Here is a 12,948-nt window from a genome sequence, read left to right on the forward strand (position 1 = left end):
TTGAGCTCTTCGTGCGGCGAGTACAATAACACCAGCTACCAGGAGACTACCATGATGACTGCCACCGTCTGCCCCAATGCTGCCGAGCTGCAGGCTCTGAGCACGGGACAACTCGAAGAGAAACAAAGCCAGGCGTTGTTCGACCACATCCAGGCCTGCGACCATTGCCGAACAGAGCTGGAAACGCTCGAGGATTCCGCCGATTCGCTGATCGCCAGCTTGCGTGGACAGAATGATTTTCAAGAGCTGGAGCAGGACCCCGGGTGCCAATTGGCCGTTGCCAAAGCGCTCGGTGCCCTGGTTCAGGCTGCGCAGAGCCCTACCGCTACGGAATTTCCCGACTTCCCTCGGCAATTGGGGGAGTATGAAATCGTGCGTCCATTAGGGCGTGGAGGTATGGGCTGCGTTTACCTAGCCCAGCACACGAAACTCGGCAGGCTCGTGGCGCTGAAAGTCCTGCAATCCCATCGCTTGGCCGATGTGCGTATGCGCGAGCGATTCGAAAACGAGATGCGAGCTGTCGGACGACTCAGTCATCCGAATGTGGTCACTGCTCACGATGCCCGCGAAGTGGATGGAATGGCGGTCCTCGTTACCGAATACATTGACGGCTTCGACTTGGGGCAGCTTTCCGGACTGGTCGGCCCCCTACCCATTGCGGACGCCTGTGAAATTGTGCGGCGTGTGGCCGTTGCCCTGGAGTACACGCACCAACAGGGCTTTGTGCATCGCGATATCAAGCCATCGAACATCATGCTCAGCCGCCAAGGTGAGGTCAAACTCCTCGATTTGGGGCTGGCCCGCCTGCAGTTCGGCGACGGCCAACGCGCCGAAATGACCGGGACCGGCCAAACCATGGGGACTGCCGACTACATTGCACCAGAGCAGGTTACCGACAGTCGGCACGTCGATATCCGCGCCGACATTTATGCCCTGGGCTGTACGCTGTTCAAGCTGCTCACCGGTTCCGCGCCGTTTGCGGACGAGCACCACCCAACCGCCTTTGCGAAGATGACTGCGCACGTATCCACGCTCCCGCCAAGTTTGAAAAACTCGCTCGACGGAGCACCTCACTCCTTGGCCAAACTGGTCGATACCATGCTCGGCAAGTCCCCCGCGTCCCGCCCTCAAAAGCCCCTACTCGTTGCCAATGTCCTGAAACCACTCGCGCTAGGGCATGATCTTCCCAAGCTGATTCAGCAAGCTGAAGAGCAACCGCAGACCACTCGAGCCACTGTTAGCTCGCCAAGTCGCAGCGCAGTGGAGACACAACCTCTATTATTCAGACGAATTCCCGTGTGGTGCGCCGTTGCCGCTGGCTTCAGCTCGTTTGTTCTGGGAGTGTGCCTCGGAGTTCTAATTACGATTCGCTATCCCGACGGTACGGAATCGACTTTCGAAGTCCCCTCTGGCAGCCAAGTCACACAGACTTACGTACCCGACGGGACAACCGCGGCGCGGGCTAGCTCAGGTTCACCCGAAAGCCCTCAACCGCCAGCCGCTACCCCTCCCCCTCTCACCACACATGAAGCCTTGGATGTTGATGTGCAGGAAACAATGGACGTTGACATCGTCGAGCCCATCACCCACTTTGCACCTCGAATTGTGTTTCCGGCTGGCTACCCAGAACCGCTCCGCTTTGCCATCTTAGTTACCGAGCTCGATGACGAGAATTTGGAACGAGCTCAGGCCAAGCTGGCAAACAGCGAGGATATGATTGTTCCGACGCAGTGGGGAGTTTGGTATCCAGTCCTAGATGACATTTCAGTCTCGATCTCGAGTTCGAAAAACGGAGTGGCCTACGCACTAACCTCGGCTACACCTGCCGACCATATCGCCTGGGGAAATATTGCGGGGCATATTTCAGTAATGACAAAGGAATCGCGTGATAAGGCGCGTGGTACCCAACTTGATCTGCAATTCACCCCTCCCCTGTCGAAAGAATTCGAACGCGTCACCGGTAATAATCTATCCAAGAATTTAGCGATCATTATCAATGGCGTGATTGCCTCGAGCCCAAGAATTCGAGGCAAGCTCTCAACGCATGCTTCCCTCACCGGAAAATTCCCACCTGAGGAAATACGCTACTTCATGCAATCGCTGGACGGCGGATTGGTAGAACCACTCCAACGGCCAACGATGGCTAGCGGCAAGGACGAAAGCAGTTCTCTCGCTAGATACGATCTCAAAGCGATCGGGATCGCCTTCCACAATTTCCATGACGTCTACCAAAAGCTACCAGGCTCACTCAATTTCAAGGAAGGCACCTTGGGATGGCGTCCAGGTACAGTACGGCCACCGGTTAGCTGGCGAGTTGTCCTCTTGCCGTTCATTGAGCAGAATGAGTTGTTTGAGCAATACCGATTTGACGAGCCATGGGATAGCGAAAGCAATCTGAAGCTTCTCGACAAAATGCCCGAAGTCTACCGCAGTCCTCGCGCTCCCAAGGACCAAGCCGCCGGTGAAACGAACTACCAAGGCTTCGTTGGTGAACATACGGCGCTGGGCAATGCGGATGGCGAACCATTTCGAGAATTCCTGGACGGAACGTCTAACACCATACTGCTGGTCGAAACGGCTTCCTCCGTCCCCTGGACCAAGCCGCAAGACATCCCCTTCTCGGAAGTTAAAGATATCGAGTCGGGCAAGTGGTTTGCCGGCCCAATCAACGTCTTGCTTGCAGATGGAGCCTGCCTGACACTCGAGCAACCGCTCAACCTATCCGACTTCGCCAAACGCATCACTCGAGACGGCGGCGAATTCATCGCAGGGAAGTGACCAGGTCTCCAGTCATCCTCGACCAGTGCGGCACTGGCTAACTGGTGATTTCCCAACGGTATCCCAGCTTGCTACTGCATAACCCACCAGTACGTTCGATGAGATGCAGCACTCTAAGCTAAAGGCACCTACTGCGTTGGAGGGTTGTTAGCCCTCCAACTGCAAGCTCGCAAGAGAACATCCGCACTGGAGGAAACGCGCACCGGCGAATCCAAGGAATGAAGAGGCGAAGTGCTTTTAAAGATCGACCGAATCGATAATGTCGTACACCGGCTTACCACGCTCTTTGGTCGCAGCCATCAACACCACTTCATCAACCTCGAAATCCGAGACCGCTTCGGCTTGAAGCGATTCGATAGCCTGTTCCAGCTTGCTTAAATCTGCGCCGCGAGCCACTCGCCCCAACGTGATGTGTGGAGCAAACGGACGAACTTCTCGTGGGATGCCAATTTCCTCAAGACTGCGATCCAATTCACCATGGATCCATCGCAAGGGCTCTACGCCGCTATCCATCCCCACCCACACAACGCGTGGTGGCTTACCTTTGGGAAAAGCGCCCAGACCTGACAGGTCTACGCGAAAGGGCTCGACGCCGGAAACTGCCGCGCGCATGGCCTCGCAGATTTTTGGGAGCAGGATATTATCAACCTCTCCACAAAACTTTAGCGTTAAATGCAGTTGTTCGGCCCGCGTCCAACGCACGCCTCCACAACTACTCCCCAGTTTCCCCAGCAGCTTGGACAACATCGAAATCGCCGGTGGACCAATCTGTACTGCGACGAAACAACGGGTCGTTTGCATGTTTCAAACTTTGAGCTAACGGAGGGAGGGGATGTAGTACTAAGCTGGTAGAAAAATGTGATGGGCGAGAAGCGTGTGTCAGACACACTCCTGCGCCCTGCATCCTCTGGCCGCCATGCTAGGCCAACGCTTCTTGCCAGTAGCCTTGGGCACCTTGGTGCAACCTAGCTCCTACCTGGGTAATCACTTTATGGCACATGTAATTGGCCCCACGGGCCGCCTTCTCCGGTGTATAACCATGCGTAATTCCATAGAGAAACGCGCCTGCAAACATGTCGCCGGCTCCCGTCAAGTCACGAGGCTGGCACTCAACGGCTGGCACATGCGCCTCCGTTCCAGCGAATCGCACAAACGCTCCATGAGGACCATCGGTCACGACGCTGTTCGGAGCCATGTCTTTCAATTTAGCGAAGGCTTCGGCCGTATCGGCTGCCTGAGTAATGGCCACCGATTCGGGGGCATTGCAAAATAGCAAATCGGCGTCCTTCAAAGCCTCTCGAAACGCGTCACCAAAAACCTGGGGGATGAAGGCATCAGAACAGGTCAGTGCGATCTTCGTCCCATGCTCCTTAGCGATACGAATTGCCTCTTTGATCGCCAACTGCCCGGTGGCCGGATTGGCAAACACGTAGCCTTCAATGAACAGCCACTCGGAATTGGCAATTCGCTGCGCATCGACATGCTTGGCTGCCAGTTGACTCGACACGGCTAAGCAAGTCCGCATGGTCCGTTCTGCATCAGGAGTGATAACGGCTACACAGGTGCCAGTCGTCTCGCCAACGAGAATGGGATTTCCAATCTCGATATTGAGTTGCGAAAACTCCTCGGCATAGTGCATGCCGTAGCGGTCGTCCCCGACGCAGCCGATGAAGGCCGATTTGCCGCCGAGCTGGGAGAGACCAATCACGGAATTCGCTACCGAACCACCACTCACGAGTTGCAAGTCGTGTTGCCCATCATGAAACTGGGTCAACAGGGATTGCTGAGCCTCGTTGTCAACGAGTTCCATCGTGCCGCGTTTGAACTCTAATTTGGCAAAATCCTCATCGCTGACATCCAGAAAGATATCGACAATGGCGTTACCGAGTCCGCAAACGTGAAATGGCTTCATTTTTTCTTCCCAACAGCCCAAACTCATTACCTGAGGTTGAACCTAAATTCAAACGTGAAAATGTGAAATCGCTACCCGTGCTAGAGGCCTGCCTAGTGGACGGAGGGCTCGACTAAACTACAAACTCAGAAATTGAACTGGCCCCAACAGGCTGGGAATGCCAGCAAATGCAATGCTAGTGAGTCGCGAATAGATCGTATCCATCAAGCCAACGGGGTGGCGAGGCGGGAGATTATCACCCAAATCTTTCAATTCTTCACCCCCTAATTCCACTGGAGCGTCCCTGATATTCCTAGCACTGCGGCACTGGTCCGGCGTCAATGTGCACGGGAAACAAGGAACGAAATAGCAACTTCACAATCAACGCGTTCCACGAAACGCAGAACCGGGAGCGGCAGCCGTCCACGCTTGATGGTTCTCAGCTTTCCAGCTACAAGCTCACAATCGAACAGCCACACGGGGGCTAGAACCAGTACCGCACGTACCTCGTCATTGCCGCTCAGGGCTCATTCCAGTCCGCTCTCCCCCAACAAGCTTTACAATGGAGTTCTGACATGCCACAGAACGTGGAACGACTTTCCGCCAAATTTGCTCATCCTGGTCTACGATTCACGACCGGCCGTGGTGGTCTGGTGAAGGCGGTCGTCGAAACGGCCAAGGCCCAGGGAGAAATTTATCTCCATGGTGCCCACGTAACTCACTTTGCGCCGAGTGGCCAGGCACCGGTGCTGTGGGTCAGCGAGCAATCGTGGTATGAACCGACCAAACCAATTCGAGGGGGAATCCCCATCTGCTTTCCGTGGTTTGGAGGGCACCCCTCCGCCCCTTCGCAACCCTCCCACGGCACTGCCAGAATCACCACTTGGGAGGTCACCGCCGTCGAAGCCGCTGCCGACGATGGGGTGGCCATTTCGCTGCAGAATGCGATCCATCCGTTCCAGGTTACGTACCGCGTTGAATTTGGAACGGAATTGCAGCTCACCCTGACAGTCGAGCTTCCCGATACGGCCCCATCCCCAGCCCGTTATGAAGAAGCCCTCCACACCTACTTGGCGATCGGCGACATCCACCAAACAAGGATCGAAGGACTCGAATCGACCGCTTACATTGACAAAGTGGCGGGCGGAGATCGCCAGCCGGCCAGCGGAGAAGCCATTCGCTTTTCGGGCGAACTCGATCGGGTGTATCTGAACACTTCAGGGGCCTGTCGCATCTTCGACCCACTGGCACAGCGCGAGATTCGCATCTCTAAATCGGGATCTCAGTCCACCGTTGTGTGGAATCCTTGGATAGGCAAAAGCGACAAGATGCCGGACTTTGGAGCCCAAGAGTGGACCGGAATGGTATGTGTCGAAACGGCCAACGTGGGCGATAATGCCGTCGAAATCGCTCCAGGCTCCGCGCACACCATGACCGCGAAAATCCAGCTGCAATAAAACTGGACGACAAAATCGCCAACTGCGGTAGAATGGTCCGTAGGTAAGCCACCCGAGCAGCTTAATGAATCCGTAGCCCGCCGCGCAACGGCTTGTTGAAACAGCAACCCGCAGCGTGACGATTTGCCGAAATAGCTACCCGCAGCGTGACGGGCTGTCGCTTTAATAGCAATTTGAAATCGACTCCTTGGCAACGGTTTGTCGATTGCAATTGTTCCCATGGTTTGGGTGAGCGCCCGAGGCTTGCCTCTAGTTTTCCAGAGCATTTCAACCCCGTTAGGCCGGTAGCTAATGCCACCCGCTCACGAAATCGACAAGCTGACAACGGCGATGTTAAAAACATCGTTGGCTCGCGATGAAACCTTTAAATTCCATTCTCACTAAGCAAGATGCAACGAGAAACATGGAGCTACTCCCCTACCGCCCGCATCTCCTACTACGGAGCGGGCATCTGCAAACGCTAATGGTCGGAGTCCTGTTCGGTTGGCGGCCTCCCTATGCGGCTCGGCAAATCTCGATTCCATTAGAAGATAACGACGCGCTCATCGCCCACGAGGAACTTGCCCCGCCAGCAATCGCCAAGGGCTTTGACGATTCCACGCCACTCAACATCCTCATCCACGGTCTTGGCGGCGATCACAGCAGTCCCTACCTGCAACGCATCGCCTACCGGATGGCACAACGAGGGCAACGGGTATGGCGCGTTGACCTGCGAGGTAGCGGAGCCGGACTCGACCTTGCATGGCGTCCTCCGCACGCTGGCAGCAGCGAGGATCTTGCCTCCGTCGTTCGGGCCGCGTGCCAACACTACCCACTAGCCCCAATCCGCATCGTAGGTTTCTCACTGAGTGGAAACATTGTCCTCAAGATGCTCGGAGAAGCGGCCGCCGGCGCGCTGCGGCAGCCGGTCGACTTTGGCCGTATCAGCTCGGCTCTGGCCATCGCTCCCCCAGTCGACTTGCACCTCTGCGCTGCCAACATGGAGCGATTTTCGCGCAAGGTCTACACGCGTTTCTATCTGCGGGTCTTGGACGGACAGGTAGAAACACGGCGGGCTCGATGGCCCCAGTGGAATCAAATTGCCCGCCAGCCTAGCATTCGGACGATCCGAGAATTCGACGAACGGTACACAGCCCCCTTGAGCGGATTTGCCAATGCGGCGGAGTACTACACGCGCGCTAGCGCAAAACCATGGCTACAACACATTCAAACTCCCACCACCCTGCTGATTGATCGCAACGACCCTATCGTCGATCTCCAAGCCTTCGACGCCCTGCAACTCAACTCCGATACGACACGCACGGTCCACACCAAGCTTGGAGGCCACATGGGATATTTTGGACGCGACTCCCAAGGCAAACTACTGCGTTGGATGGAACATTATGTCGAACATCATCTTCTCGACTGCAATTCCTCTTCCAACCATGCGTAAACCTGCTGGCGAATCTCGGCGGGAAAATCATGGTCTGCATCTGGGTAATGAAACTGCAGCTTGTCTTCCGCCCCCAGTAACTGATAGACCGGTTCGACGAGGGCCTGGCATTTCTCAACTCCCTGGACAGCGAAATTGCTGTCATGAAGCGGAGCGTTGACAAACAGGGGGCGTGGCGAAATAGCCCCCAGGACTTCTGGAAAATTAAAGGGCAATTGCTGCGGATCACTCGCATACGTCGTGGAAATACGGGGCATGTAGCGGGCACTCGTCCACCCCTTCAGATCTCCCGCATAGTAGTCCTCAAACGCCGTAAACCCGCAGCTGGTTGCCACGCACCGCAGCCGCCCGTCAAAGGCGGCGGTGAACAATGCATTGTGCCCTCCGAGAGAATGACCAATCACGCCAATCTCATCGCGTGCCACGCAGGGCAACTCTTCCAAGAGATCCAGCGCTCGAATATTGTCCCACACCGCCTTCATCGAACCGCTTTGATACATACTTTGGGCCGCTTCGAAATCGAACGTATAGTCCGCGAAACCAGGATAGTCGGGAGCTAAACAGACGAAGCCGCGTTCTGCCAATTCGTGGGCGTAGAAACGGCTTGGCTTTCCTCCCATGCCGCAAATCTGAGCCTTGCCCAGCTCGAAATGAGTAGGGTGCAAACAGAGCATGGCTCTAGTGGCTTGAGACAGATCATGCGGAATGAGAAGATAGGCTGGTACACGACTTAGGGTGTCGGACGCATAGCTAATCTTAAGCCTCGTGTACTTGGGCAACTCCACACGTTCATGCACTTGGACTGTTAGAGGAATGCGTGCTTGGGACGGTGGCAATTTCCCCATGACTTGCTCCATAGCCCCTCGGATAGCAGCGCGGCGGCTTCCGAACTCAAGAGGGGTCGTAACAGCCCGTCGCTCTGAATCCTGCGTGAACGACAGCAGGTCATGTTGCCCCGCTGCTTCCGCCAAAGGGCGTCCCTCAGACGCTGGAACATGTTCGCTACCGATTCGAAGATTCTCGATCCAGTGCAGACCAATGCGGGAGGGGGCTAGAATGTCGATATCACCGTCGCCATCCAAGTCGGCGCAAACGGAATCAAGATCGATTGCACAGCTGCCTCTGGAGGTCACCTCATGGCGGCTCCAGGTTCGCGAGCCTCCTCCGTCAAAGCGATACCAGTGAATGGAAAGAGGGTCGTTTTCCCCAGGGTCCTTGCCGTCGTGCCCTTGGAAGCGTTTTCCAGCCACCAAATCATCCACTCCATCCCCGTCGATATCCGCTAACATTAGTGTGTGCGCACAACTCCAGCTCGTGTCGATGGCGTGGGTCACCCAGCCCGCATGATTCAATTGCATCGCCATATCCTCTAGAGTCACGCCGGGATCGCTTTTCCAACTCGACTCGCCAGCTGACAATTGTTCAGTCCAGTAGAGTCCCACGTTGTGGCCACGGCCCCAGATCAAATCTTGGTCGCCATCACCGTCGACGTCATGCACGAGGATCGGCAAACCGCAATCCCGCGCGAGGTGAAAATCGGGGTGCCAGGTCCAACGTCCAGTGCGTGGATCTGCTGGCCCCTCCGCCCAACCACGAGGGCAAACGATATCGATGCGTCCATCGCCGTTGAGATCCCCCGCTCCCACTCCATGGCCAATCACCTCATCGGGCAATTCATGCCGCAACCACTGAACGTTCTCCGGCGCTCCCTCCAGAGATGTCGACACCGAGACGATCTCATACCAAGCGGCAAACTTGACACCGCTGGGCAAGACATCGAGCTGCCCATCACCATCGATATCCACTAGCCGCCCCGTTTCACTCGGCCCCGGTCGATCAATCGTAATCGATTCCCACAAGGTTTCGCCTTTTCGAGACTCTCCACCAGTCCCATTGGACTCCCCTACCCTACCGCGCTCGGAACCAGCCTGTGCGGCCCCTTTCACTCCTGGATTGCGACACCAATACAGACTTTCGCTTCGATAATTGACACTTACAATATCGAGTAAACCATCGCGATTGACGTCAAGGGCTAGATTCGAATAGTCGTCGTAGCGGCCACGAATCTGTGCCACTTCACGAAAAAGATGCTTGTCCCAATTCGGGGCTTCGTACCACCAAGCCCCGCAGACTATATCGTCGCGACCATCTTGATTCACATCGAATGCCGTTGCCGCGCTAAACTCCGAGTCCGCATTCAGGAGATGTGGTCGAAAGCGAATCGCGTCTTCGGCCAATCCGGCTGTCGGGCCGAAGAGTGTCGCGCAAACGACACCCAATACGGTGCCTAAAAGGGCATGCGGTCTGGTTAATCTGGAGCCGGGAACAGGTCGCATCATTGGGAAAACTCCAAGGCTGGGCAGTGAGCGGATGAGTGGGAGGGATTGAGGGAGTTTACCAGATTCAATGCTTGAGGGGGTCGTTCGGAAGCAGCGCGACCAGGCTGCCTCAATCGCAACCCGCTGCGTGAGCAAGGACGGGTGGTCGCCTCTACGGGGTGCATCCCAGTGCGACCTTCGCGGTAAAGCGGAGAACACGTTTCAATCAGCATGCTGCCAGCGAGATAAGGGGAAGAGACGCTGCCCCGTGAGGCCCCTTCGCGTTCCACAGACTTCAATGCGCCAATCACACTCGTTGAAACGCTCCTCCAAAACGAAACTCCCCGAGCACGAGGGCGAAAAGTTGGCTGGCAACTTTCGACAATCCCAGGCTCTAAATCGCACCACGGGACATGCATGAATTGCTATTGGTCGCGCCGAACCAGCCCCTTGCTAGCGAAACGATTGCTCTTGCTCTGTGCGGAATGGATGGCGTAGGATCTGTCCCGACTGGAGGAAGGTCTACCGCGAACATTCCTCGGCAGCCAGCCATTCGAACACGTTTTCGCCCCCCGCTCCGCAAGCGGAAATGCACTGACACCGGTTCAGGAGGAACCCCATGCTCGCCTTACCCACTCTCTCAAGCCAACCCACCCAATCGGTCATCGCGCGGCCCCGCTCAGCTCCCAGGAGTTCGCGTTTCGCCTGCTTGGTACTTGCGAGCCTACTCACGCTCTTGTTCTCCCCAGCTCCTGGCATGGCTCAAGAGCAGAATACGGCACCCGCGAAAGCGACTCCCTCCCTAGAGGACTTTCCCAAAGTGGTGGCCATCGTCAATGGCGGGACCATTTCTCGGGACAAATTGGCCAAGGAGTGCCTGCGACGCTACGGCCCCACGGTGTTGGACAATCTCCTCAACAAATGGTTGATTCTGCAAGCTTGCGAGGCGAAAAGCATCACGATCACCCAAGCCGATGTAAACGAAGAAATCACCCGCACGGCTACCAAATTTGGAATCTCCACCAAGTTATTCCTAGAAAATCTCGAGCAAGAGCGCGACATCCCGCCGGAGCAATATGCCAGTGAGATCGTCTGGCCCATGTTGGCTCTACGCGCCCTGGCAGCTGAAAAAATTGCGGTTTCCCCCGATGAAATCGAACAGGTCATTCAGAGCGAATACGGCGAGAAAATGCAGGTCCGCATGATCGCTTCGGCAAGCCAAGCCACCGCACAAAAATTGCACGCCGAAGTCACCGCTGCACCCGAGCGATTTTCGCGAATTGCAACCGAGCAGAGCGAGGAGGCGGTCAGCGCTAGCGTAGGTGGCCTACTGCCACCGATTCGTCGCTTCAGCGGCGATGACCTCCTGGAGAAGATGGCGTTCCAGCTCGCCCCCGAAGAGATCTCCCCGATTTTTCAGATCGGAGAACTCCACATGTTCCTGCAGGGAGTCCGCAAGTATCCCGCTTCGATGCCCAATCCGCAAATGTTGCCACTGATTCAGCAGCGTATTTCCGACAGCCTGCGTGACCAACGTTTGGGCGAAGCCGCCGATGAGATCTTCTCGACCCTGCAGAAGAACAGCCAAGTCATTGCCGTGCTGGGCAATCCAGAGCTAGAGCAGAAGTACCCAGGGGTCGCGGCGTACATCAATCGCCAGCCGATTGCGATGAATCAACTAGCCTATGAGTGCGTCAATCGTCATGGCCGCACTATCCTGCGAGGAGAAATTGACCGTTTGCTGATGAAAAAGGAACTTGAAGCCAAGCAGAAAGTCATCATTCAGCCCGATATCGACGCTGAAATTGCTCGCGCCGCCGATTCGGCAGGCTTCATCAACTCCGACGGCTCCGCCAACAGCACCGCCTGGCTCGATAGCATCATGAAAGAAGAGGGAGTCACTCTCGATCTCTACATTGACGATGCAGTTTGGCCTTCGGTAGCTCTCAAAAAATTGGTCGAAGATGACGTTCAAGTCACTGACGAAGACCTACAGAAGGGATTTGCCTCGAATTTTGGACCGCGCGCCGAGGTGCTGGTGGTCGTGCTCAGCAACCAACGCACGGCCCAAGACGTCTTCCGTCAAGCTCGGGAGAACCTGACCGAACAGGGCTTCGGGGAGCTGGCCGCCAAATACTCGGTTGAGCCTGTTTCGCGTAGCAATTTTGGCAAGATTCCGGCGCTCCGGCGCTTCGGTGGTCGACCAACGCTGGAAGACGCCGCCTTCGCCCTTCAACCAGGTCAAATCTCTGGCGTTATCGCCTGGGGTGACCAGTGGGCCATCATGTACAAACAAGGCGAGACTAAGCCGATCGTCCAAGATTTCGAAGCGGTGCGTCCCGAACTCGAACGCGAAATCCGTGAGAAAAAGCTGCGTTTGGCCATGGGGAAAAAACTGGATGCCATGCATCAGAACTCCGAAATTGACAATTTCCTGGAGGGAACTTCCCAGACCGGTAAAGCAGTCGCCCGCGGCGCTCCTGCAGTCCAGCGTTAGCAGGCTCATCGTTAGCGAACCGAGCGTTAGCACCTTGCAAGCCAGAGGCTCCATCGAGCCCGTTGGCCCCCAGGCGATGCCCAGGGGCCACCGCCTTGCAGGCACATCTACCTGCAAACGCTCAACGATTTGCCATTTGCAAACGCTCGACCAGCGAGGCAGACGAGCAAGCACATTGCATCGCCTCATAGAGCCTGGGGAAAAGTCCAGCTCAGGCGGTTCGCATCGCATCCCATCGAGGAAGGGGCGTTCACCACCCAATCGGCAAAGCACCCGCAGAGCCTTGCGACTGTCGGGTGCCGGAAGAGCCTTTTTCCTTCCTGGGCAACAGATTCCTTGCACTCCCTCGGTGGGACCCCAATTCACCCACACCCCGAACACCAACGGCTTGTTGGGCGAGTAGCCCGCCGTGTGAGCAAGGCTTGAGTGGGTGCCGCTACCGGGTGATTCAGAATGCGACCAACGCGCTCAAACTGAAAATGCTCCCAAATCAACAATCCGCCAAGCTCTGACAAAGCACTAGCCTATTTGGCCATCGCAGTGGACAATGGGAGAACTTTTGGTCCCAGAGCGTC

At 56.2% G+C, this 12,948-nt stretch carries 7 protein-coding genes; 4 read left to right on the top strand and 3 right to left on the bottom strand.

Going from position 1 to position 12,948, the window contains the following annotated elements; all coding sequences use genetic code 11:
* Positions 1-51 precede the first annotated feature (51 nt).
* The gene (locus tag Q31a_RS26880; RefSeq protein ID WP_145085065.1) at positions 52-2,778 is read left to right on the top strand and encodes a protein kinase domain-containing protein; all 2,727 of its coding nucleotides are present in this window, start codon (positions 52-54) and stop codon (positions 2,776-2,778) included.
* Positions 2,779-3,015: 237 nt separating this feature from the next.
* Here the strand turns inward: Q31a_RS26880 and thpR are convergent, their stop codons facing one another.
* A complete protein-coding gene (gene thpR / locus Q31a_RS26885) occupies positions 3,016-3,579 on the bottom strand; it encodes an RNA 2',3'-cyclic phosphodiesterase (protein ID WP_145085068.1) in 564 nt (187 codons plus the stop codon).
* Positions 3,580-3,697: 118 nt separating this feature from the next.
* Positions 3,698-4,690, bottom strand: a complete 993-nt coding sequence (locus tag Q31a_RS26890) for an adenosine kinase (protein WP_145085071.1) — start codon at positions 4,688-4,690, stop codon at positions 3,698-3,700.
* 554 nt (positions 4,691-5,244) lie between these two features.
* Here Q31a_RS26890 and Q31a_RS26895 point away from each other — a divergent pair.
* On the top strand, positions 5,245-6,126 hold the full coding sequence (locus Q31a_RS26895; protein ID WP_145085073.1) for a D-hexose-6-phosphate mutarotase: 882 nt from the start codon (positions 5,245-5,247) through the stop codon (positions 6,124-6,126).
* Between the two features lie 355 nt (positions 6,127-6,481).
* Positions 6,482-7,558, top strand: a complete 1,077-nt coding sequence (locus Q31a_RS26900) for a YheT family hydrolase (protein ID WP_145085076.1) — start codon at positions 6,482-6,484, stop codon at positions 7,556-7,558.
* On the opposite strand, the gene Q31a_RS26905 is transcribed toward Q31a_RS26900, so the two are convergent.
* On the bottom strand, positions 7,519-9,897 hold the full coding sequence (locus Q31a_RS26905) for an alpha/beta fold hydrolase (RefSeq protein WP_145085079.1): 2,379 nt from the start codon (positions 9,895-9,897) through the stop codon (positions 7,519-7,521). The genes Q31a_RS26900 and Q31a_RS26905 overlap by 40 nt on opposite strands.
* Positions 9,898-10,495: 598 nt before the next feature.
* Between Q31a_RS26905 and Q31a_RS26910 the strand changes: the two genes are divergently transcribed.
* Entirely contained in the window at positions 10,496-12,373 is a 1,878-nt protein-coding gene (locus Q31a_RS26910; RefSeq protein ID WP_145085081.1) for a peptidylprolyl isomerase, read from the top strand.
* Positions 12,374-12,948: the final 575 nt, after the last annotated feature.

This window comes from Aureliella helgolandensis (assembly GCF_007752135.1).
Lineage (GTDB): Bacteria > Planctomycetota > Planctomycetia > Pirellulales > Pirellulaceae > Aureliella > Aureliella helgolandensis.

Coding starts and splice junctions, on each gene's coding strand:
- Q31a_RS26910 (WP_145085081.1), top strand. CDS start 10,496: ATGCTCGCCTTACCCACTCTCTCAAGCCAACCCACCCAATCGGTCATC.
- Q31a_RS26880 (WP_145085065.1), top strand. CDS start 52: ATGATGACTGCCACCGTCTGCCCCAATGCTGCCGAGCTGCAGGCTCTG.
- Q31a_RS26890 (WP_145085071.1), bottom strand. CDS start 4,690: ATGAAGCCATTTCACGTTTGCGGACTCGGTAACGCCATTGTCGATATC.
- Q31a_RS26905 (WP_145085079.1), bottom strand. CDS start 9,897: ATGATGCGACCTGTTCCCGGCTCCAGATTAACCAGACCGCATGCCCTT.
- Q31a_RS26900 (WP_145085076.1), top strand. CDS start 6,482: ATGAAACCTTTAAATTCCATTCTCACTAAGCAAGATGCAACGAGAAAC.
- thpR (WP_145085068.1), bottom strand. CDS start 3,579: ATGCAAACGACCCGTTGTTTCGTCGCAGTACAGATTGGTCCACCGGCG.
- Q31a_RS26895 (WP_145085073.1), top strand. CDS start 5,245: ATGCCACAGAACGTGGAACGACTTTCCGCCAAATTTGCTCATCCTGGT.